This window comes from Arcobacter sp. F2176, assembly GCF_004116465.1.
GTDB lineage: Bacteria > Campylobacterota > Campylobacteria > Campylobacterales > Arcobacteraceae > Arcobacter > Arcobacter siniprincipis.
The window spans coordinates 40886-65228 of record NZ_PDJV01000005.1 but is presented as its reverse complement, the minus strand read 5'-3'; the positions used below and the strand labels follow the sequence as shown (position 1 = coordinate 65228).

21 protein-coding genes are annotated in these 24343 nt (G+C 28.9%); 7 read left to right on the top strand and 14 right to left on the bottom strand.

Translation table 11 applies throughout. From position 1 onward, the window contains the following. The first annotated feature begins 137 nt into the window (after positions 1–137). Positions 138–578, top strand: a complete 441-nt coding sequence (locus CRU95_RS06275) for a MarR family winged helix-turn-helix transcriptional regulator (RefSeq protein WP_164969741.1) — start codon at positions 138–140, stop codon at positions 576–578. Between the two features lie 54 nt (positions 579–632). Here CRU95_RS06275 and gatB read toward each other — a convergent pair whose 3' ends face one another. The 13 genes from gatB to CRU95_RS06210 form a co-directional block, all read right to left on the bottom strand. Then, positions 633–2051 carry an Asp-tRNA(Asn)/Glu-tRNA(Gln) amidotransferase subunit GatB gene (gene gatB / locus CRU95_RS06270; protein ID WP_129100290.1) on the bottom strand — a complete coding sequence of 473 codons (1419 nt, stop codon included), beginning with the start codon at positions 2049–2051 and terminating at the stop codon, positions 633–635. A 9-nt stretch (positions 2052–2060) separates the two neighbouring features. After that, positions 2061–2912, bottom strand: a complete 852-nt coding sequence (locus CRU95_RS06265) for a peptidylprolyl isomerase (protein ID WP_129100289.1) — start codon at positions 2910–2912, stop codon at positions 2061–2063. Positions 2913–2987: 75 nt separating this feature from the next. Then, a complete protein-coding gene (locus CRU95_RS06260; RefSeq protein WP_129100288.1) occupies positions 2988–5819 on the bottom strand; it encodes an FAD-binding and (Fe-S)-binding domain-containing protein in 2832 nt (943 codons plus the stop codon). Between the two features lie 176 nt (positions 5820–5995). After that, positions 5996–7357, bottom strand: coding sequence for a TRAP transporter large permease subunit (locus CRU95_RS06255; protein WP_129100287.1), 1362 nt, complete (start codon positions 7355–7357; stop codon positions 5996–5998). Then, positions 7354–7962 (bottom strand): TRAP transporter small permease subunit, encoded by a 609-nt coding sequence (locus CRU95_RS06250; RefSeq protein ID WP_129100286.1) that lies wholly within the window; start codon positions 7960–7962, stop codon positions 7354–7356. Before CRU95_RS06250 ends, CRU95_RS06255 begins: the two co-directional genes overlap by 4 nt. A gap of 108 nt (positions 7963–8070) precedes the next feature. Then, positions 8071–9144, bottom strand: a complete 1074-nt coding sequence (locus tag CRU95_RS06245) for a TRAP transporter substrate-binding protein (protein WP_129100285.1) — start codon at positions 9142–9144, stop codon at positions 8071–8073. 95 nt (positions 9145–9239) lie between these two features. Continuing rightward, positions 9240–9881, bottom strand: coding sequence for a response regulator transcription factor (locus tag CRU95_RS06240; RefSeq protein WP_129100284.1), 642 nt, complete (start codon positions 9879–9881; stop codon positions 9240–9242). Then, a complete protein-coding gene (locus tag CRU95_RS06235; protein WP_129100283.1) occupies positions 9878–12076 on the bottom strand; it encodes an ABC transporter substrate binding protein in 2199 nt (732 codons plus the stop codon). The genes CRU95_RS06240 and CRU95_RS06235 overlap by 4 nt, the downstream gene beginning before the upstream one ends. Before the next feature lie 18 nt (positions 12077–12094). Then, entirely contained in the window at positions 12095–12682 is a 588-nt protein-coding gene (locus CRU95_RS06230; RefSeq protein ID WP_129100282.1) for an LUD domain-containing protein, read from the bottom strand. Continuing rightward, the gene (locus tag CRU95_RS06225) at positions 12682–14046 is read right to left on the bottom strand and encodes a lactate utilization protein B (protein ID WP_129100281.1); all 1365 of its coding nucleotides are present in this window, start codon (positions 14044–14046) and stop codon (positions 12682–12684) included. The genes CRU95_RS06230 and CRU95_RS06225 overlap by 1 nt, the downstream gene beginning before the upstream one ends. Next, positions 14043–14786 (bottom strand): (Fe-S)-binding protein, encoded by a 744-nt coding sequence (locus CRU95_RS06220; protein WP_129100280.1) that lies wholly within the window; start codon positions 14784–14786, stop codon positions 14043–14045. Before CRU95_RS06220 ends, CRU95_RS06225 begins: the two co-directional genes overlap by 4 nt. A gap of 59 nt (positions 14787–14845) precedes the next feature. Next, a complete protein-coding gene (locus tag CRU95_RS06215; protein WP_129100279.1) occupies positions 14846–15415 on the bottom strand; it encodes a class I SAM-dependent methyltransferase in 570 nt (189 codons plus the stop codon). Next, complete coding sequence (locus tag CRU95_RS06210; protein WP_129100278.1) at positions 15416–15850, bottom strand: dCMP deaminase family protein; 435 nt, start codon at positions 15848–15850, stop codon at positions 15416–15418. A 194-nt stretch (positions 15851–16044) separates the two neighbouring features. On the opposite strand from CRU95_RS06210, the gene accB reads away from it, so the two are divergent. The 3 genes from accB (at position 16045) to CRU95_RS06195 (ending at position 19533) form a co-directional block, all read left to right on the top strand. Next, positions 16045–16503 carry an acetyl-CoA carboxylase biotin carboxyl carrier protein gene (gene accB / locus CRU95_RS06205; protein ID WP_129100277.1) on the top strand — a complete coding sequence of 153 codons (459 nt, stop codon included), beginning with the start codon at positions 16045–16047 and terminating at the stop codon, positions 16501–16503. 12 nt (positions 16504–16515) lie between these two features. Further along, positions 16516–17868, top strand: a complete 1353-nt coding sequence (locus tag CRU95_RS06200; RefSeq protein WP_129100276.1) for an acetyl-CoA carboxylase biotin carboxylase subunit — start codon at positions 16516–16518, stop codon at positions 17866–17868. 192 nt (positions 17869–18060) lie between these two features. Continuing rightward, positions 18061–19533, top strand: a complete 1473-nt coding sequence (locus tag CRU95_RS06195) for a DEAD/DEAH box helicase (protein WP_129100275.1) — start codon at positions 18061–18063, stop codon at positions 19531–19533. On the opposite strand, the gene CRU95_RS06190 is transcribed toward CRU95_RS06195, so the two are convergent. Continuing rightward, on the bottom strand, positions 19530–19754 hold the full coding sequence (locus tag CRU95_RS06190) for a hypothetical protein (protein ID WP_129100274.1): 225 nt from the start codon (positions 19752–19754) through the stop codon (positions 19530–19532). The two genes, CRU95_RS06195 and CRU95_RS06190, sit on opposite strands and share 4 nt — an antisense overlap. A 263-nt stretch (positions 19755–20017) precedes the next feature. Here CRU95_RS06190 and CRU95_RS06185 point away from each other — a divergent pair, with 263 nt between their 5' ends. The 3 genes from CRU95_RS06185 (at position 20018) to asnB (ending at position 24341) form a co-directional block, all read left to right on the top strand. After that, positions 20018–21574 (top strand): inorganic phosphate transporter, encoded by a 1557-nt coding sequence (locus tag CRU95_RS06185; RefSeq protein WP_258238655.1) that lies wholly within the window; start codon positions 20018–20020, stop codon positions 21572–21574. A gap of 66 nt (positions 21575–21640) precedes the next feature. Beyond that, positions 21641–22558 carry an AEC family transporter gene (locus CRU95_RS06180; protein ID WP_129100272.1) on the top strand — a complete coding sequence of 306 codons (918 nt, stop codon included), beginning with the start codon at positions 21641–21643 and terminating at the stop codon, positions 22556–22558. Between the two features lies 1 nt (position 22559). Beyond that, complete coding sequence (asnB, locus tag CRU95_RS06175) at positions 22560–24341, top strand: asparagine synthase (glutamine-hydrolyzing) (RefSeq protein WP_129100271.1); 1782 nt, start codon at positions 22560–22562, stop codon at positions 24339–24341. Positions 24342–24343: the final 2 nt, after the last annotated feature.

Sequence of the window (24343 nt, the reverse complement as noted above, 5' to 3'; positions counted from 1 at the left end):
CCTTCAATAAAATTAAATAATATAGAAATAATAGCTAAATATTGCTTTTAAATATTTTTGCTTTATTTTTTAGATTAAAAAAAAATATTTAAGGTAAGTATAAAGTTGTATACGCAACTATTATGCAAGGAGTTTTAATGAAAGATATAAAAAAGGTATCTCTTCCTCACAAAGTAACACAAACTGCATATAAAATTAACCAATCTTTATCAAACGATTTAAAAGAATTTGATATTGCACCTGAACAAAGAGCAATTCTTGAAGTTATTGATAACAACAATAAAGTTTCTCAAAATGAACTTAGTCAATATCTTAAAAAAGATAAAACAACCGTATCTCGGACTTTAGATGTTATAGAAAGAAAAGGTTATATTACAAGAAAATATACGAAAGAGGACAAAAGAATAAAGTTTATTACTTTAACTTCTTTTGGAAAAGATGTTTTAAATAAAACAGAAGAAATACTTAATTTATTTAGGAAAAAGACTATAGCAAATCTCTCAGAAGAAGAGATAACTATTTTTTATGATTTATTAGAAAAACTTTTGTTAAATATTGAAAGAAGTGATGATAAATAATTTTTTTATTAGGTATTTAAATAAAATTTACAAAGTAGAGATTCTCTACTTTGTTTATGCTAATCTTTGTTTCAAAAGTTCACTTACTTTTTGAGGGTTTGCAGTACCTTTACTAGCTTTCATAGTTTGACCTACAAAGAAGGCAAACATTTTTTCTTTTCCTGCTTTGTATTCTTCAACTTTATCTTGGTTATTAGATAAAATTTCATCAATCATAGCAAGTAAAGCAGCATCATCAGATACTTGTTTTAATCCTAGCTTTTCAATAACACTATCAACATTTGTATCATTTTCCATTAGATAATCAAGTACTTCTTTAGCTGCTTTTCCAGAGATAGTATTGTCTTCAATTCTTTTAACTATTGTTGCTAGTTTTTTAGCATCAACTGGTGAAGTTGTAAGTGAATCGTTTAATCTTCCTTGTAGTTCAACTGTTAACCAAGTAACTGCATTTTTACCACTAATTCCTTCTTCTAACATCTCTTCAAAAAAGTGAGCCATCTCAAGTTGACTTGTAATAACACTTGCGTCATAATCTTTGATTCCATACTCTTTTACAAATCTAGCTTTTTTCTCATCTGGAAGTTCTGGTATTTGTGAATATTTTTCCATCATTTCATCTGTAATAATTACAGGTCTTAAATCTGGGTCTGGAAAATATCTATAATCAGCAGCATCTTCTTTACCTCTCATAGATCTAGTTTCACCCTTTTCTGGATCAAATAGTCTTGTTTCTTGTACTATCTCAGTATCATGAATACCATCTTCCCAAGCTTCAATATGTCTATTTACTTCATAAGCAATTGCTTTTTCAATAAACTTGAATGAGTTCATATTTTTAATTTCACATCTTGTATAAAGATTTGTATCACCTTTTGGTCTAATAGAAACATTAACATCACATCTAAAGCTTCCCTCTTGCATATTAGCATCACTAATTCCAAGGTATCTTACTATTGAGTGAAGTTTTTTAAGATATAAAATTGCCTCTTGTGCAGTTCTCATATCTGGTTCACTTACTATTTCAAGTAAAGGTGTTCCAGCTCTATTTAAATCCACATGAGATTCACTTCCTGCATGAATACTTTTACCCGCATCATTTTCTAGGTGAGCTCTTGTTACTCCAATAGTTTTTTGGCTTCCATCAGGAAAATCAATAACTAATTCTCCAAGCCCTACAACTGGAACTTCAAATTGAGATATTTGGTAACCAGATGGTAAGTCGGGATAGAAGTAATTTTTTCTATTGAAAATAGATTTTTGGTTAATTTTTGATTTTAATGCAGTTCCTAGCATAATTGCTTTATGCACTGCTTCTTTATTTAAGACAGGAAGAGCACCTGGAAGACCTAAACAAGTAGGACATACATTTGTATTTGGATCTTCTCCAAAACTAGTTGCACACGAACAAAAAAGTTTACTATTTGTGTTCAGTTGTACATGTACCTCAAGACCTATTATTACTTCAAACATCTATTTCCTTTATCTTATCACTTTTATATCAGCTGTTAATTTTAATTTTTCAAAATATTCTTTTAAGAATTTTTGTTCTCTTTCACCCATTAGTGCATTAAAAATTTTCTCTTTTACTTCATCAAATTTTAGAGTTGTAACTCCACTTTTATTTTTTACAAAAAACATTACAAAGGTTCTATCTGCTGTAAAAATTGGTGTAAATGTACCATCTTGTGTATCATTTAAAAGGAATTTTAATTGTGGATTTAATTTATCTTGTTCTAAAGTAAAGTCTTTTTTTACAACATCATTTAAAATTGCCATTGGGTTTTGAGATATTGTTATTAAAGATCTTTTATTCTTACTAGCATATTGTGTTACATTTATCTTTGATGCAGTCGTAAACATTGCTTGGTTATTGTCATAATAAATCTTTAAATCTTCTTCTGTAGCAACTGGAATATTCCCTCTTACTAGCTTTGCTGCAAGTTTTTTCTTCATAATCTCTTTTTTTATGTTTTCTTCAAACTTATCAAAGTCTTTATTCTTTTGTCTAAGGATTGATTTGAATGTATATAAATCCATACCATTAGATGCAGCTAATTTTTCCAAATAATCATTAACTTCAAAAATATCAACTGTTATATTTTGTTTTTCAAGCTCTTGATTATACAAAATTTCATCAATCAATTCACTAACAGCATCTGCTTTCTTCAATTTAGTTTCTGCCATTTTTTCATTTATATCATTTGTAGTTATTGGTTCATCGTTTACTGTTAAAGCTAAGGCATCTATCATTTGTGCATTTGAAAATGTAAATGTTGCCATCAAAGTAAAAAGAACTTTTTTAGCAAAAAGTTTAATTTGCTTATCTTTCATCGTTTAATCCTTTTTTATAAAGCAAATATTCTACCACAAAGTTGGTAAAATATTTGTTTGATGAAAGTTGTGTTTTTAAACTTTAGTAGAACTACATCTATTTACTAAATATAAAATTGAATTATAGTCAAGTCCTGAATGCTCACTTAACCCTATTTCACAAGTCTTTGATGTAGAAAATGCAAGTTTTGCTTTTGAGGTTTGTTCTTTTAGTTTACTGAGGGCTGAATCATTTAGTTCAGGAAAATTAAATCCCCTATCTCCCGCAAATCCACAACATTTAACATCTGTTGGAACTATTACTTCATTGGCACATAGTTTTGCAAGATCAATAAATTTTTCATGTATACCCATTTTTCTTGAACTACATGTTGAGTGTATTGTTATTGGTTCATCTATTTTAGTAAGTTCCAATTCATTTACTACATAGTCTAAACAAAATTCAATAGGTTCATAAATTTTAATATCACTAATAAAACTCTCATGCATTTTTTTAGTACAAGGACTTGTATCACATAAAATTGGATATTCGCCATTAGCACTTGCATCTATTAAAGCTTGTTCAAGTTGTATTGATTTATGTTCAGCTTGTTTTTTGAATCCTTTTGATGAAAAAGGCATACCACAACATAACTCTTCAAGCTCTTTTGGTAATATAATTTCAAAACCTGCTTTTTGAAGAACTTCAACTGTTGTATCATATAAGGTTTTTTCTTCTTGAGAAAAACTACTTTGTCCCATAGTTCTACTTAAACAAGAAGGGAAATAGACTACTTTTTTATCACTTGCTTTATTTGCAAATTTTTTATTTATACTTAAGCCACTTGGTAGTGTTGCACTCCATTTTGGTGTTCCTAATAGTTTTCTAAAGCTACTTGTCATTCCACTCATTAAAGAAGTTCCTACTAAATTGTGAACAAGGTTTGCACCTTTTAGCCCTACTCTCATGCCACTTAATGTAGTAGAAAAGTTATTTGCTATAAATGTAGCAATTTTATCTTGCGTTGGAGTTATTCTTTCATGTCTTAAATACTTCGTAAGAGCTCCTGTATCAATTCCTACTGGACAGGCAGTTGAACATAAACTACATGTTGCACAAGTTTCTATACCATCATATACATATGCTTCTTTTAACTCATCTGCTTCTTTTTGTTCACCAATTGATTCTAGTCTACTTATTTCTCTATTTGCAACAATTCTATGTCTTGGAGTAAAAGTAATGGCATTTGAAGGACACATCGGCTCACAGAATCCACACTCAATACAAGTATCAACTAAATCATTAGTTTGTGGCAATGGCTTTAGGTTTTTTAAATGGGCTTGTTTATTATGATTTATAATTACACCTGGATTTAAAATACCATTTGGATCAAAGATATTTTTAATACTTTCCATCAAATCAAAAGCAGTTTTTCCCCATTCTAACTCTATAAATGCAGCCATATTTCTACCTGTACCATGCTCAGCTTTTAAGCTTCCTTGGTATTTTAATGCAACCGAATTAGTAACATCATTCATAAATTCATCGTATCTTTTAATCTCTTTTTCATCATTAAAATCTTGTGTAAATACAAAGTGAAAATTTCCATCTAAGGCATGTCCAAAAATAAGTGCTTCATGGTAACCATGTTTTTCAAACATAGATTGAAGTTCTAATGTTGCTTCTGACAAAGATTCTATTGGATAAGCAACATCTTCAATAATAACTGTTGTTCCTATTTTTCTCACAGCTCCCACAGCAGGGAAAAGACCTTTTCTTATTTTCCAAAATAGTGTATATTCTTCTACTTTTGAAGTAAACTCTATCTCTCTTACAGTTGTAAATTCACTTAAAAGAGTCTCTATCTCTTTTGTTTGTTTTGTCAAGAGTGTTTTTTTACTAGCTCTTGTTTCCACTAATAAAGCTGTTACTTCATTATTGAACTCTTTTAAATACTCTGGCATACCCTCTTTATCTTGTACAGATTTTAAGGCCTTATTATCCATAAGTTCAACAGCATCTACAACTATTTTTTTAGCATCTTTTGCTAATTTTATTTTTGATACAGCATCACAGGCATCTTTGATATTTTCAAAAAATATTAAAGCACTTGCTTTATTTGGATAATCTTCAACTGTGTTATAAGTTACCTCTTCAATAAAGGCTAAAGTACCTTCACTTCCAATTATTAAATGAGACAAAATATCAAATTCATCTTCATAATCAATAAGGGCATTTAAAGAGTAACCACAGGTATTTTTTATCTTATATTTTTTTTCAATAAGTTTACTTAACTCTTTATTATCTTTAGTGATTTTTGATAATTCTTTTAAATCATTTAAAAGTTTTCCATGCTCTTTTTTAAACTCTTTTTTTGATTTTTCACTAGCAGTATCAAGTCTTGTTCCATCTGCCATAATAAGTTTTATTGATTTTAGTGTTTTATATGAGTTTTGTGCAGTTCCACAACACATACCTGAAGCATTATTTGCAGCAATTCCACCTATCATAGCGGCATTTATACTTGCTGGATCTGGACCTATTTTTTTATTAAATTCTTTTAATATATTATTTGCTTGTTCCCCTGTAATTGCTGGTTCTAAGCTTATATAACTTTTATCTTCTGCCAATTTAAAATTAGTAAATTTTCTTGATGTAATTATCAAAATAGAATCACTAATTGCTTGTCCTGATAAAGATGTTCCCCCTGCTCTAAAAGTGATTGGTAATTCTCTTTTATACGCTTCTTTTATGATAGCTTGCACTTCATCTGAATTGTCTGCTTTTATTACAATTTTTGGAAGTAGTCTATAAAATGATGCATCAGTCCCATAAACTAAAGTATGTAGTTTATCTGTAAAAATCCTATTATGTTCAATATTTTTAGAAATGCTTTCTAAAAAATCTTTGTATTTCCCCTCTAACATTCGAAATCCTTTTTAATTTTTTATAACTTTAATAAATCAAAAAGAGTTATCTACTCTAGTCTGGGTACTGTGTATATTCTTTGTTGTGGGTCATTAATAAATGAGTGCATTATGTCACGATGCTTTAAAATTATATTTAATAACAGTTCTAAAAATTGTGACATAATCCCTCTTTGTTAGTTTGTAATACTCATTCCAAATATTTGTGGATAGAATGCAACTAGTGCTAATACAACTATTTGTATTAAAATAAATGGTAAAACACCTTTATAAATATCTATTGTCCTCACTCCATCTGGGGCACAACCTTTTAAATAAAAGAGTGCAAATCCAAATGGTGGGGTTAAGAATGATGTTTGTAAATTCATAGCTATTAAAATAGCAAACCATACTGGGTCAATTCCTAATGTTTGTGAAACAGGAATTAATATTGGTACTATTATATATGAAATTTCTATAAAATCAATAAAAAAACCTAAAAATAATATAGCTAACATTGTAAATATTATAAATGACCATTTTCCATCACCACCTGGTAAGTTCAACATAAAGTCATGAACAATATCTTCTCCACCTGTATATGAAAATACCATAGAAAACGCTGTTGCTCCAATTAAAATAGCAAATACCATTGATGTAATTTTAACAGATTCTAAAGCGGCTTCTTTTACCATAGCAGTTGTAAAAGTTCTATACATAAAAGATAGAAAGATTGCCCCTAAACATCCAACTGCAGCAGATTCTGTTGGTGTTGCAACACCTTCAAAAATAGAACCTAAAACTAAAACAATAAGAGTAAGTGAAGGAATAATAGCAATAAGTGCCTGTATTATTTGTTGTTTTTTTGTTCCCATATCTGCATGTTTTGGAATAGCTGGTGCCATATCTTTTTTAAAATATGAAACAATTAATATAAAAAGAATATAAGCCCCAACAAGAGCAAGTCCTGGCCAAACAGCAGATGAAAACAGATCACCAACAGGAACTTGGAATACATCACCTAATATGATTAATACTAAAGAAGGAGGAATAATTTGTCCTAATGTTCCAGAAGCACATATTGTTCCAGCAGCAAGAGGAACATTATATTTATATTTCATCATAACTGGAAGTGAAATAACTCCCATAGCCACAACAGAAGCCCCAACAACACCAGTAGAAGCAGCAAGTAGTGTTCCTACAAGTACAGTAGAGATTGCAACTCCACCTCTAATCTCTCCAAATAAAAATCCCATAGATTCAAGTAATTTTTCAGCAAGACCAGTTTTTTGTAAAACAATACCCATAAAAATAAACATAGGAATAGCCATCAAAATAGTATTTTGTTGAATTGCAAAAATTCTAAAGGGCATATAATCAAACATCAAGATACCTTCATGAACACCTTCAATCAAGCTATGTAAACTACCATCAAAACCTATTTCTACTATTCCTGCTATTATTCCAAAAAATACTGAAACAGCAGCAAATGTAAAAGCAACGGGAAATCCAATCAACAGCATAAATAATGCTGTAAAAAACATTATTACACCAATCATTTAGAATCTCCTCTTTCATCGATATCAATAGTGTGAAATTTATGTTGTTCTAAATCACATTTTAGGTTTGATATTTCACCTTTTAGGTTATAGTCATCTGATGGGTGAAGTCCTTTATATATGTTTAAATTTTTAATAAAGTATCCAATTGATGTTATTATTAAAAGTAAGAATGATAAAGGAATTAGAGATTTAACAATCCATCTATAAGGTAATCCCCCCGGATCGCCACTTTGCTCCATTGACAAGTATGCTTCATGGGCATTATTAATTGAACTTAATCCTACAAGTATTGCGATTGGTAATATAAAAGCAATAACACCAGTCATATTAATCATAGCTTTTTTTCTATCAGTTAATCTATCATAGATTAAGTCTACTCTTACATGTCCATCTTCTTTTAAAGTATATGACATTCCTAAAAGTATAACTACAGAGAATAGATGCCACTCCATCTCCTGCATTGCAATACTTCCATCTCTAAAAAAGTATCTCATGACAACATCATAAAAGACATTTAAAATCATAAGTACCATAGCAATAGAAGTAATAGTTCCAATTAAATCAGCAAATTTATCGAAACCTTTTTCTAGTTTTAACAGCATAAAATTCCTTTGGGTTTTTTAAATAAGTCAGATAAATATACTTTATAAGTACATTTATCTAAATATATAAAAGGTTTAATCCCTTAAAAAAGGGATTAAACAAACTTCTTATAAATTATCTTTTAAGTATAAGTAGTCTGACATTTTTGTCCATTCTCTAACTTTCTTTTGATAAGCATCTTGAGAATCTAAAACTTCTTTTAATAAAGGATGTCCTTTAACCATTTCTTCTCTTAATTCTTTGTTTGCTTTTTTCATAGCATCCATAACTGGTTTTGGAAAAGTTTTAATTTGAATATTTGGGTAATCTTTTTTCATTTCTTCCCAAGCTGTTGCACTCATATCATAGTTTTGGATATACATATCATATGAACTTAATTTCATTGCTGTTACTAAAATCTCTTGTAAATCTTTTGGAAGTTTATCATATGCTCTTTTATTTACTAAAAATTGTAATTCAGTTGCTGGTTCATGCCAACCTGTATAGTAATAAGGTGCAATTTTATGGAATCCCATTTTTATATCCATTCCAGGTCCAACCCATTCCAATGCATCAATTGTTCCTCTTTCAAGTGAAGTATATAGTTCACCTGGAGCAATGTTAGTAACTGTAAGACCTAGTTTTGCCATAATTTCCCCTGCAAAACCTGGGATTCTCATTTTAAGACCTTTTAGGTCATCAAGAGATTTGATTTCTTTTCTAAACCATCCACCCATTTGGTTTCCTGAATTTCCCCCAGGAAAAGATAGCATTTTATGTGGTGCATAAGCTTTTTCCATTAATTCCATTCCCCCACCGTAATAGAACCATGCATATTGCTCAGGTGCAGTCATACCAAATGGCATTGTTGTAAATGGTAAAAGATTGATATCTTTACCTTTCCAATAATATGATGCAGAGTGCCCCATCTCATATTGACCCCCTTTAACCATATCTAAAATGCCAAGAGCGGCTTTATGTTTATTGGCAGCATCTACTCTAATTTGTAGTCTCCCATTAGACATTTTTTCTACCAACTCTGCCATTTTTGTAGGCGAGTCAATAAATGGATGTAGCGTTGGTCCCCAAGTTGTCGCTAATTTCCACTTATATACTTTATCAGCAGCTAATGAAGCAGTACTCATCCCCGCAAGTAGTACTGAAGCCACTATTAACTTCGTTGTTTTTCCAAACATTTTCATATATTCTCCTTTTTTATTTGTTCATATAAATTGTAACTTGTGAATATGATAATGAAATGATATTTTAAGTTTAATTTTTTAAAGTAGGCTAAAATTTATATTTTAAATATATAGCCTGTATCGACTACTGTATGGATATAATCTTTTATTAATATTTTTCTAAGTCGTCTTATCAAGCTTCTTATTGATTCAAGTGAAACAAAGTTTCCTTCCCAAACATAGTTTTCTATCGCAGCATAGGTAATTACTTCATTTTTTTTAGTTAAAAAAAGATTTAATAGAAGTCTCTCTTTTTTTGTAAGTCTTACTTCTTCTTTATCTATTTTTAATAAAGAGGATTTAAAATCAAAATAATACTCTTCATCAAACATAATAATATTATTTGTAATTTTACATAATTTTTCAATCTTTATTTCTAATTCATCTATAAAAAAAGGCTTTTTTAAATAGTCATTACATCCATAATCATATGCTTCTTTAATAATATCAAGTTCTACAGTTGAACTGATTATTATAATAGGTACTTCTATATAATATTCTCTAATTTTTTTGAGAATTTTTATTCCATCTATATTTGGAACATTTATATCTAATAAAAAACAATTATAACCATTTGATATAGAATCATATGCTTTTTGTCCATCAGAAAATGAATCAACTCTATATCCTTTTAGTCCTAGTCTTTTAGATATGGTTTGACTAAGTTTTGTATTATCTTCTAGAAGTAAGATTTTCATTGTAAAACCTTTTTCATTTTGGGAATTTTTATTGTAAATATAACTTTGTTTTCATCATTTTTGACAAACATTTGTCCTTTCATTTTATCTTCAATAATTACTTTTGCCATGTATAATCCAATCCCTGTACCATCTTTTTTTGTAGTGAAATAGGGGTCAAAAATAGAGTGTATTATTTTTTCATCTATTCCACCTGCATCATCTATTACTTCTATTATAGTGTAATTATTATTTGTGTAAACATTAACTATTATTTTGCATTTATTTTCTAAAGAATTGTCTGATATTTTATTTTTTGCATTATTTAAAAGGTTTAATAATACTTGTTTAAATTCATTTTTATACCCATATACTAGAAAATCATTATTATTTTCTTGGTAATTTATTTCAATATTAATATTCAAATAGAAGAGTTGTTTTCCTACAATTTCTAATATATCTTCAAAAGATTGTTTTACAGAAAAATTTGTTTTTTTAGTTGAGGGTTTTAAAAAGTTTCTAAAATCACTTAAAGTTTGTGACATGTATTGAATTTGAACCATTGAATCTTTTACAAAACTTTGCACATCCTGCGTTTGTAGTTCTTCAAGCATGTGTGAAGTTTGTATATCTTGAACTAAGGCTGAGAGTTCAACTAGTGGTTCATTCCATTGATGTGCAATGGCTGCTACCATATCTCCCATTTCTGCTAATTTTGTTTGTTGTATTAAGAATTGTTTTTGTTGAACTCTCTCTGTAATATCATCCATAATACAAACAATACCCCCAACTTCTCCATTTATATTTTCATATGGAGCTTTATTTAAAATAAAATATTTCATTTGTAAGTTTGCAAAGTGTAAGACTATCTCTGAGGTATCTGTTTCTTGGCTTTTTTGAATCTTTTCATCTATTTCTATGTTTTTTATAGCTATATCTTTTGGAAAAAAGTCAAAGGCAGTTTTTCCAATAACTTCTTGTTTTGTGATGTTAAATAATTTTGCAAAAGCTAAGTTTGAACCAATAAACTTACCATCTTTATTTTTATAGTATATTGCATTAGGTAGGGTGTCTAATAAAACTTTCTCAAACTTTAGTCGATTTGAAAGGTCATTTTCAAGTTTTTTTCTTCTATTTATATTGGCTCTCATACTAATAACCATGATTGAAAGAATAAAAATTATAGAAAAAACAATAACTATAAATTTTGTATATTTTTTATAAAATGAGCTTGGTTCATTTAAAATTGTATATTTTTCATGGATATTATTCAGTGAAATATCAAATTTCTTTAGTTCGTTATAATCAAAAATATATCGATTGGGAGATTTTTCTAAAATAGGAATATCTTTTATATCTTTTCCATTTAAAACTTGTAAAGCCATATTTGCAACACTATTACCTTGTGCGGTTGCTGATGTTACTAATCCACCTACAATTCCATAATTTAGATAAAAATCCCACAGTCCATAAATAGGGTTATGACTTATTTCTTTTATTTGTTTTAAACCCTCTTTATAAGTAAAGTTTTTCCCTGCTTTATCTTTAAAAAGAAGCAAAAAAAGTAAAACATCATCTTTATTTAAATTTTTAACTTTATTTTTTAAAGTCTCCATATCTAATTGATCTATGTATTCTATGTTAAATTGATCTTTGTATTTTTTTATTATAAGTCTTAAATCTCTTTTTATTGCATAACCTGTTTTTGACTTATCATTTATAATAACAAGATTCTTCATCTTAGGGTGAAGTTCATGTATCAATTTAAAGTTATTCTCTAAATCAACTTGTTCTACTACTCCTGACATATACTCTTTTATATTCTTTTCTTCTAAAAGAGTTTTATCAAAGTTATTGATACCACAAAAGAGTACAGGAGTATTAGGAAAGAGATAATCATGATACTTTATAATAAATTCAAAGGCATTATTATCACTTACAAGGATTAAATCAAATTTTCTATTTTCAAATTGTTTTTTGTAGAGTTCAGCAAGTTCATTTAGATATATGCCTCCAACAACTCTTTTGGTATCCATATATCTAGTTGTAAGTTCTATATTACCATATGAGGCAAATTTATCTTCGATTGCTTTTGATATGTCATCACTCCATTTATACCCTTTATGATACGAATGGAGTAATAAAACTTCTTTATTATTGTTCGCAAAAGAAGATGTAAGAAAGATTATAAAGTATAGTAATAAAAGTTTTTTCATATTGTTCTGATTATATCATTAATCTACAAAAATGATATATCCAGATTTTGGACCATGTGCTCCTATTACAAGTGATTGTTCTATGTCTGCTGTTTTTGAAGGCCCTGAAACAAATACACCATATCCACTATTTTCAAACTCTATTTTTGTATAAGCTTCATGCATATTATTTACAATATCATTTTTATTTACTACTATTATGATATTTTGAGCTATGAAATAAAGACTTCTATGTCTATTATTCTCATCTTTTAACCAAACTGCACCATTTTCAGCAACTGCAAAATTTCCTTTAACTATTGCTAAATCTATATCTTTTAAGTTGTGAGCATCATCTTGTGCATTTGCATCAAAATTACTTAATGAACAAAATTCCACATTTGAATAAACTTGCCCTAACTCATCTTTATATAGATTTTTTATAGTTTCATCAAGTTTCTCTTTTGTTGTTATAATAGATTCTCCGCCTACAGTTTTTATGACTTGGGCATATTTTTCTAATTTATTTTCAAAAGTTATTCCAAAATGATCATATTCAGGAAGGATTTCATCTTTTACTACATTATTTGATTTAATAGCATTTAATATCTCATCTCTACTTGACATTATGAATCCTTTCTTTGTTTATATAACTCTTTAAAAGAGTTTTTTGGCATCTTTGGAATATCCCTTTGTTTTCCCCAAACATTTGCTTTTGAGTAAATAATAGAATCAGGTAACATCGGAATTACTTTTCTCATGATTTTCCCACCTATATTAAATAGTGTAGGGTGATCCATTACCCATGAAGTTATTTTCATAGCTACTGCTTTTTTTGTGTCTATTAAATGCTTTTTAGCAAGGTCTTGTCTATGGGCGTAAAGTTGAGAATCCAAATCAATTTTTACAGGGCATACATTTGTACATGAAGCACAAAGTGTACAAGCAAAAGGTAATGATTTATGCTCTTTAGGATTTCTAAATGCTGCTAAATTTGAACCAATAGGTCCTGGAATTGTATATTTATAAGAGTGACCACCACTTCTTCTATAGATTGGACAAGTATTCATACATGCACCACATCTAATACAATTAAGTGATTTTTGATAAGTAACATCAGCTAATATTGGAGTTCTTTGGTTATCTACTATTACAATATGCATCTCTCCACCTTCTACTGGACCATGGTAATGTGATGTATAAGAAGTAATAGCTTGACCAGTTGCACTTCTTGCTAGTAATCTTGTAAATACTGATAAATCTTTAAGTCTTGGAATAGTTTTTTCTATACCCATAGACGCAATATGAAGTTTAGGAACACTTGCCCCCATATCTGCATTTCCTTCATTTGTACAAACAACTATTCCACCTGTTTCACTTATTGCAAAGTTTACACCAGTGAGTCCTGCTTGCGCTGTTAGGAAATCTTCTCTTAAACTAGCTCTTGCTGCACGTGTAAGATAAGTAGGATCATCATTGCCTTTCTCAGTTCCTAAGTGTTCGTGAAAAGTATCACTTACATCAGATTTTTTAAGGTGAATCGCTGGTAGTACTATATGTGAAGGTGGTTCATTTCTAAGTTGAACAATTCTTTCACCTAAATCTGTATCAATTACTTCAATCCCTTTACTTTCTAGATAAGGATTTAAATGACACTCTTCTGTTAGCATTGATTTTGATTTTACAAGTTTTGTTACATTGTGTGAAGCTAAGATTTCATGAACTATTTTATTATGTTCTTGGGCATCTTTTGCCCAATGAACTTTTATACCTTTTTTTATTGCATTTTTTTCAAACTCTTCTAGGTAAAAATCAAGTTTATGCATAGTATGTGTTTTTATATTATTTGCATATTCTCTTAATTTTTCCCATTCAGGTATTCCTTTACTTGAGACATCTCTTTTTTCTCTTACAAACCATAATGCTTTGTCATGCCAATGCATTCTCTCATCATTGGCTACAAATTTTGCTGCTTCTTGGGGATGACTCATATCGTTTCTCCTAAAAGTATTTCACTTATATGCATAACTTTGATAGGATTTTTGTCCCTATTCATTATTCCTTGCATATGCATCAAACATGACATATCTGCACCTGTCATAATTTGAACATTTGAATCCATATGGTCTTTTATTCTATCTTTTCCCATTGCAACAGATATTGCTTCTTCTGTTACACAAAAAGTTCCACCAAAACCACAGCACTCATCTTCTCTATTTAATTTAACTAGTTCTATTCCCTCAACAAGTGATAAAAGATTTTCTAGTTTATTAAAATGTGGGATGTTAAGTTCACTTGCACTTCCAAGTTTTAAAACTCTATGTCCATGACATGAATTATGAACTCCAACTTTATAATTAAATTTTGAATCCAATTTATCAATTTTTGCAATGTCATGTAAAAATTCTGTTATTTCATATATTGATGTTTTGATTTTATTATAATCTTTATTGTCATTAAAAAATGGCTCATAATGCTCTTTTACCATGGTTACACATGAACCACTAGGTGCTACTACATAGTCATATTTTTTAAAAGTATTTACAAATCTGTGTGCTAATTTTTCAATATCTTGGCTACAACCTGAGTTTGCCATTGGTTGTCCACAGCAAGTTTGCTCCATTGGATATTCTACATTAAATTTTAATTTTTCTAAAAGCTTTAAAGTTGCCATACAGCTTTGCGGATAAAGCTCATTCATAAAGCAAGGTATAAATAGTCCTATAGTCATAAAAACTCCTCTTTTGATGGTAAATTATATAAAATTGGTATAACAATAATATGATATTTCTATTTTTTCATAAAAATTGAAAAGTCATTGTCTAAATAATTATCCTTTATTGTTATATCTTCTGTTAATGTTTTGATGTGTGATAATATATCTTTTGGTTTAATATTAGTCAAGGAATCATTTTTTAAAAAGTTAAAAATAAATCCTTTTTTTGATGAATTAAAGCACTTATTAATAAATGTTTTAATTTCATTTTTTGTTAGAATACTTAAAGCTCCACTACATACATAATAATCTGCTTCTTCTAATTCATCTATAAGAATATCTGCAAGATAGAAGTTAACATTCAAAAATCTTTTACTAGCTAACTCTATCATTTGTTTTTCACAATCAATACCAATGTAAGATTTTGGTTTTAAATTATTATCAAATAAATAGTTATAATACTCTCCAAAACCACATCCTGCATCTATTATAGTTGAGTTTTTAATTTCATCTTTTATAAACTCTGTTAAAATCTCAAACCTTTTATATTGGGAAAATTCAGAATTCCAGTGAACTCCCCTTGCACTTATGCCATATTTTTTAATGGTTTTATTATAAAATGTATTGTTGTCTTTGTGAGCCATTTAATTTATTTGTTCTATTACTACTTTGTTGTCTTTTAAGAATTTTGAAACAATATCTGAAGCTGTATGCTCATATGCTTTTTGGAAAACAATTCTTTTAATTCCTGCTGCGATTAAGTTTTTTGAGCACTCACTGCAAGGCTCTAAGGTTACATAAATAGTTGCTCCTTCTATACTTATACCTTTTCTTGCAGCCCAAATTAGTGCATTCATTTCTGCATGTATTTCATAGGTTTTTGACCAATCATGATGGTCCTTTGTATATTCATCATTCCAATGTTCTTTGCAATTTATATATCCAGCTGGTGTTCCATTATAACCTGTTGATAAAATTCTTCCATCTTTTACTATTACTGCACCTACTTGTTTTGATACACATTTTGAAGCACTTGCTATCTCATGTGCAATATTTATAAAGTTTTTATCACTTATCATTTTTTATCCTAAAGCATTTTTTATTTTTCTAAAAAATCAACAATTTTTCTAAAAAATCAGTAGTTTTCTTAAAATTTTCATTAAAAATGTACAAATTATGTTAAAAATTGTCAAATTTTATAAATTTTTAATTTATTACATTTTTATAGTTATTTGTGTATTATACCCTAAAATTTTCAAAATAAAGGCTAGAGATGGAATTCAAAGATATAAAAGAATTAATTAGAGTTTTTGATAAAAGTGATTTAAATAAATTAAAAATCAAAGATGGCGAATTTGAAATTAGTATGCAAACTGGTTTTGATGGAGGATCAATTGTAACAACTACTGCACCTGCAGTTCAAGTAGCTCAAGCACCTGCGCCTATTGCTGCAAGTACTTCTGTTACTAATGAAACAACAGCACCTATTACAGGAGATACAATTAATTCTCCAATGATTGGAACTTTTTATGCTTCACCATCTCCTGAGTCTGCTGCATTTGTAAAAGTAGGGGATACTGTAAAAGCTGGACAAACTTTATGTATTTTAGAAGCTATGAAAATCATGAATGAAGTTGAAGCAGAATTTGATTGTAAAATTGTGAAAGTATTAGTTGAAGATTCTAATCCAGTAGAATATGATATGCCACTATTTGTTGTAGAAAAATTATAAGAAAGATTAAGTATGGCAGAAATAAAAAAAATCTTAATAGCTAATAGGGGAGAAATTGTTCAAAGAGCAGTTCGAACTATTAGAGAAATGGGTAAGAAATCAGTTGCAGTTTATAGTGCAGGGGATAAAGAAGCTTCATATTTAAAACATGCTGATGAAGCAGTTTGTATTGGTGGTGCAAAATCAAGTGAATCATACTTAAATATTCCTGCAATTATTACAGCAGCTGAAATGACTGGCTGTGATGCAATTTTCCCAGGATATGGGTTTTTATCTGAAAATCAAGATTTTGTAGAAATTTGTAGATTGCACAATATTAAATTTATAGGTCCTTCTGTTGAAGTAATGGAAAAAATGGCTGATAAATCTAAAGCAAAAGAAGAGATGGTAAGAGCAGGGGTTCCTGTTGTTCCTGGATCTACTGGTGCTGTTCATAATGTGGAAGAAGGAAGAAAAGTAGCTCGTGAAATAGGTTATCCAATCATGGCAAAAGCATCAGCTGGTGGTGGTGGTAGAGGTATGAGACTTATTGAATCAGAAGATAAATTCGACCAACTATTTACAGCAGCTTCTAGTGAAGCTTTAGCAGCTTTTGGTGATGGTACTATGTATTTAGAGAGATTTATTAATAATCCAAGACATATTGAAGTTCAAGTAGTAGGGGACTCTCATGGAAATGCCATTCATATAGGTGAAAGAGATTGTTCTTTACAAAGAAGACATCAAAAAGTTATTGAAGAATCACCAGCTATTTTATTAAATGATGAAACTAGAGCGAAACTTCATGATGTTGCAGTTAAAGCTACTAAATATTTAAAATATGAAGGTGCTGGAACTTTTGAGTTTTTAGCTGATGATAAACAAAATATTTATTTTATGGAGATGAATACTAGACTTCAAGTTGAACATCCAGTTTCTGAAATGGTTTCAGGAATTGATATTGTTGAGCTTATGATTAAAGTTGCAGAGGGTGATGTTTTACCTCCTCAAGAAAAAATCAAATTTAGAGGTCATGCAATAGAGTGTAGAATTACAGCAGAAGATCCAAATACATTTTTACCAAGTCCTGGAAAAATCACACAATGGATGGTTCCTGGTGGAAGAAATGTAAGAGTTGATTCTCATATTTATACAAACTATGTAGTACCTCCTTATTATGACTCTATGATTGGAAAACTAATTGTATGGGGAAGAGATAGAGAAAAAGCTATCAAAATTATGAAAAGAGCTTTAAATGAGTTTGAAGTATATGGAATCAAGACAACTATTCCTTTTCACATTAAGATGATGGGAAATAAAGATTTCAATGATAATAATTACGATACAAAATACTTAGAACACTACAAAGGTTTAGGTGATATTTAACAAAAGAGCATAAAACTCTTTTGTTAAAGCTTAAACTAATACAAATTTATGTATAATCCAGCAAATATACACAATTATACTTATTACTCACTCATTTAGTTACTGTACACTTTTATAACTAAACTGTTTTATCAAGTTTCAAACTTTTAGTTTTAAATATATACGTGTATATAAAATACACAAAGGTAATTAATGAATTTCTCAGATTTCAATTTTAAACAAGAACTACAAAAGGCTATTGATGACGCAGGTTTTATACAACCAAGTCCTATTCAAGAAGATGCTATTCCTGTAGTTTTAAGTGGTAAAGATATGGTTGGTCAAGCGCAAACTGGTACTGGTAAAACAGCTGCATTTGGTCTTCCAATGATTAATATGATGAAAGGTAACTCTGGTGTTGAAGCTGTAGTTATTGTTCCAACAAGAGAACTTGCAATGCAAGTTTCTGACGAATTATTTAGATTCGGTAAAAGTTCAGGAATGAACACAGCAACTGTTTATGGTGGTCAATCTTACTCTATGCAGTTAAAAAATATAGATAGAGCATCAATTATTGTTGCTACTCCTGGTAGATTAATTGATTTATTAAAAGGTAAAAAGATTGATATTAAACCATCTTTCGTAGTTTTAGATGAAGCTGATGAGATGTTAGATATGGGATTTCTTGATGATATTAAAGAAATCTTTACTTATTTACCAAAAGATAGACAAACTCTTCTTTTCTCAGCAACAATGCCTCCTGCAATTAAAAAACTTGCACAAAACATTTTAAAAGAACCAGAGTTTATTACTGTTACAAAAGCAGAAATGACTAACTCTAAAATTACTCAATTATTTTATGTAGTTGATGAATATGAGAGAGATGATGCATTAATCAGACTTTTTGATTTCAAAAATCCTGAAAAATCTATCATATTCTGTCGCACTAAAAAGGAAGTTGATAGATTATCAACTTACCTAGTATCTCAAGGACATATGGCTAAAGGTCTTCATGGAGATATGGAACAAAGACAAAGAGAAGAAGTAATTAGATCTTTCAAAAAAGGTGCTTTAGATGTACTTATTGCTACAGATGTGGCGGCAAGAGGATTAGATGTAAATGATGTATCTCATGTATTTAATTATCATTTACCATTTGATTCTGAATCTTATGTACATAGAATTGGTAGAACAGGGAGAGCTGGAAAAGAGGGTGTTGCTATTTCAATTGTAACTCCACATGAGTTTAGAATGATTCAAAAGATTCAAAAAACTACTGGTGGAAAAATGGAAGCGAAAGTTATTCCTAATATTGACTCTGTTAAAGAGAAAAAAACTAGTACTTTACGAGGTAAAATTTCTGAACAAAAAGTTTATGATTCTGGTATTTCACTAGTAGAAAGTTTAAAAGAAGAATTTGATTTATCAACTATTGCTTTTAAATTAGCGTCAATTTTATCTGATGCAACTATTGTAAAAGGTAACAATTATATTGGTAAATCAGAAATTGATATTAAAAAACTTTTCGAAAGATTAAAAGACGACAGAGGCGATGATTCAAGAGGTCGAGGTGGTCAAAGAAGAGGAAGATTTGGTGGAGGTAATCGAAACCGAAATGGTGGCGGTGGAAACCGAAACAGAAGTGGCGGTGGAGATAGAAACGGTGGAGGAAGAAGAAGAGATTAATCTCTTCTCTTCTCTTTATAGTATCTTTTAACAACTTTCGTTGCTTTTTTATAAGCTTCTTGAGTATTTCTACCAAATGCTCTAAACACTCCATTTTTACCAAAAAACTCAACACTTTCTAATTCTCCATTTTTTATACCTACAACGCTAAAAATATTAAATTTTTTTTTCATTTTAGATACTTCTGGAAATTCATTTTCTGTAATAATTCTTATAGTCATATTCTTTCCTTTATCTATAATTTATTACTATTATATATAAAAGCACTTAAATAGTACTTAAGTAAATTTTTTATTAACAATTTATTAATATAGATTTATTTTAGAATAATTTATATACTTTAATTATAAGTTAATACTAAAAGGTATAAAAATTTAAGTTTAGTTTAAGTTTTATGTAACTAGAGAGTGGGTAATATTTTAACTACTAAAAATTACAAAATGGTTACAAAAGGATATCTTTGGATTTTAATACCATAAAAAAAATGGATGATGCAAGAGACAAGTCTCTTCCTAGTTTTGCAAAACTTTCTCTTGCATTATTGTTTATAGTTATTGTATTTTTGTGGAGTTATTCTTCACATGAGGAACTACCTAATAACAGCTTTTTGATTATTGGTGCTGTATTTGGTGCTTACATGGCAATGAATATTGGTGCAAATGATGTTGCTAATAATGTGGGGCCAGCTGTTGGTGCCAAAGCTATGACACTTATGTGGGCTATTGTTATTGCAGCTATTTTTGAAGCTCTGGGTGCTTTAGTTGCTGGTGGTGATGTTGTTAATACTATAAAAAAAGGAATTATTAATCCAGCTCTAATCTCTAATCCACAAATTTTTGTTTGGGCTATGACAGCTGCTTTATTATCTGCTGCTTTGTGGCTTAATTTTGCGACATCAATTGGTGCTCCTGTTTCTACTACTCACTCAATTGTTGGTGGAGTTATGGGTGCTGGTATTGCAGCTGCTGGTTTTGACATTGTTTCATGGGAAACAATGGGTAAGATTGCCGCATCTTGGGTTATTTCACCGATTTTAGGTGGTGTTATCGCTGCACTGTTTTTATATTTTATTAAAAAAAATATTATGTTTAAAGATGAGAAATTAGATTCAGCAAAGAAATTTGTTCCTTTATTAATTGCCTTTATGACATGGGCTTTTTCTACATATATTATTTTAAAAGGTTTAAAACATCTTATTAAAGTAGATTTTGTTACTGCTTTAATTCTTGGTCTTATTATTTCAATTGTTGTTTTTATTCTTGTTAAACCTTTGATTGCAAAAAAATCATTAAAATTAACAGATAATAGAATAAGTGTAAATAGTTTGTTTAATATTCCTTTGATTTTTGCTGCTGCTTTATTATCTTTTGCCCATGGTGCAAATGATGTTGCAAATGCTATTGGTCCATTGGCTGCTATTAATGATGCTGTAATGAATGCTACAATTTCATCAAAAGTTGGTATTCCATTATGGGTTATGGCTGTTGGTGCTATTGGTATTGCTATTGGTTTAGCACTTTATGGTCCTAGACTTATAAAAACAGTTGGTTCAGAAATTACAGAGCTTGATCAAGTAAGAGCTTTTTCTATTGCAATGGCAGCTGCAATTACTGTTATTATTGCTTCTCAACTAGGACTTCCAGTCTCTTCTACTCATATTGCTGTTGGTGGTGTATTTGGAGTTGGTTTTTTAAGGGAATGGTTAGATTCATCTGAAGAAAAATTCTTAAAAGAAATCAGAGGTAAGTTTAAAAAAGATAAAAATCAACTTGATAAATATCAATTGGAGTTAAATCAACTTGCTGCTAAAGATTCTAAGTCAAAAATTGATTATAAAAGAATAGTTGAATTATACAATTTGATTGATGAAAAAGATGAAAAAGTTAAACTAGAGAGAAAAGAGTTCAAATCAGCTAAACGAATAAAATATGTTAAAAGAGATGCAATTAAAAAAATTATTGCAGCTTGGATAATTACTGTTCCTGCTGCTGCATTTGTATCTGCTACTATCTTTTTTATGATAAAAGGTATGATGCTTTAATTTCTAAATTTTCTTAATTAATGTACCTTATGATAATATTTCAGAAATTATCATGAGGAACATTTCATTCAAGCTTTAATCTCAGTTGCTACTATTTATTTGTTTATTTTAATTGGTTTTGTTTTTAAAAAATCTTTTAAAGGTGAAGTAAATGAAAGAACTTTAGTATTATTAAATTTATATTTTCTTCAGCCTTTACTTGTGTTTTGGGGATTAACTAGAGCTCCTATTAGTAAAGATTTTCTTCTTACACCTGTAGTTAGTGGAATATCTCTTTTACTTGTTTTAGTTATTGTATATTTTTATTCTTTGAAGTTTTTTAAAAAAGATGTTCAAAATAAATCTATTTTTTTGGCTTCATCTTTAGTTGGTAATACTGGTAATTTAGGTATTCCATTAGGAATAGCTATTTTTGGTTTACAAAGTGTTCCTTATACTTCTATTATCAATATTGTCAATGTATTTTATATGTATATATTTTCTGTTTATTTTTTTACAGGTGAAAAATTTAATATAAAATCTTCTTTAAAAGCAATTTTTAAAATGCCTGCAATTCATGTTACTTTTATTGCCATACTATTTAATTATTATGATTTACATATTAATGCAGATTTTGAGAAGTTTTTTACTATGGGTGCATATACAGCTATTGTTATGCAGTTAGTAATATTTGGAATCTTTATGTCCGACGTTAAAATCAAATCGGCTAATTGGCATTTGGCACTTAATATATCTTTATTTAAACACTTTATTTTACCTTCTGTTGGTCTTTGTGTTATCTTTTTATTTGATTTACCAGCTATGGTTAGTGCGATTATATTTATGGAATTACTTGTTCCCCTTGCTGTTAATAATGTAAATCTTGCATCTTTATATAAATGTAAGCCAATTGATGCAACTTTTTCAGTTCTAGTTAGTTCTCTTATATTTGTGATTTTAACTTATGCTTATATTCTTTTAATCAATTATTTCTTCGGATTATAATATGTGTGGAATATTAGGTTCTAATTTTATTTCAAATAATTTTGACTCAGCCTTAGCTATTATGAATAATAGAGGGCCAGATTATTCTATGGTTTTCAATCATAAGAATTACCAATTTGGTCATACAAGATTGTCTATTATTGATGTTGATGATGAAGCCAATCAGCCTATGATATTTGATGATATTTTGATTGTTTTTAATGGTGAAATTTATAATTACAAAGAGTTAATAAAAGTTGAAAATCTTATTTGTAAAACATCCTCTGATACTGAAGTGATTATTAGGTTATATCAAAAGTATGGTATTGATTTTTTAAATAAATTAAATGGTATGTTTTCTTTTGTGATTTTTGATTTAAAGCAGGAGAAGTATTTTTGTGCCAGAGATAGATATGGGAAAAAACCGTTTTTTTATTACTTCAAAGAGAATAAATTTATCTTTTCTTCTTCTATTAAATCTATAATAAAAATATTGGGTTTTACTCCAAAATTAAACAAGGTCGCTTTGTCTCAGTATTTACAATATTTTGTTTCTTTAAATGATTTAACTTTTTATAATGATATTAATAAATTAGAAGCCTCTTCTTATATGATTGTGTCTAATAATGAGTTATTTATCAAAAAATATTATAAAATCAATACTTACAAAAAAGTTGTTGATGAAAAACAAGCTTTAAATGATATTGAAGAGCTTTTATTTAATAGTGTTGAATCTAGACTTGTAGGCGATGTGGAAGTAGGGAGTTTGTTAAGTGGTGGAATTGATAGTTCACTTATCTCTGCTCTGTACACAAATATAACAAGTAAGCGTATTCACACTTTCTCTGTTGGATATAGTGATTATAAAAGCTATTCTGAGCTTGATTATGCTTCTTTAGTATCTAAAGATATTAATTCTATACATCATCCCTTAGAGGTATCTAGAAATGATTTTATTGATGTATTTGATGAAGTTATTGATGCCTTAGAAGAACCACATGCTGATAGTGCTGCTTTTCCTTTATATTGTCTTACTAAATTAATTAATAAAAAAGGAATAAAAGTTGTTTTAAGCGGTGAGGGTAGTGATGAACTTTTTTTAGGATATGATAATTATTCTAAGTTTCTAAAATACTATAAGTTTAAAGAATCTTTATCAAACGATCAAGATGGCTTTTTAAAAGATATCATTTCTGCTTTGCAAAATAATACTAAAGAGAGTGAATATTTACGAAGAGTGGTTACCGATGAAAATATTTATAACTCTTTTGGTGAAATATATACTACTATACAAAAAAAGCGTTTATTTAAACGACTTCCTACTTTTAAACAAGAAAAAGCAAAAAAAGACCCTGTTGATTGGATGAGTTATATTGATTTGAAAATTTGGTTAGGACAATCATTACTTTCTAAAGTTGATAGAATATCAATGTCTAACTCTATTGAAGTTAGAACTCCATTTTTGGATTACAGATTAGTTGATTATTTATTCAGTGTTGATACTAAATTAAAAACTGGAGATACTAATAAGTATTTGTTAAAAAAGATTGCTAATAAATATATTCCTGAAAAGATTATTAACAGAAGCAAAAAAGGATTTAATTCTCCTTACAATGAATGGATTTTTAATAGTCATGGTGAAGATTTATTAAAAACTATTTTAAATGTTAATCGTGAAACAAATTTATTCAATGATGATTATGTTATTATGATTTATAATCTTGCTAAAAAAAATAAATTCAAACAACATTTTTGGTCTTTGTATATTTTTTCTTACTGGTTTAATAAAAATTATCTTATTTGAAA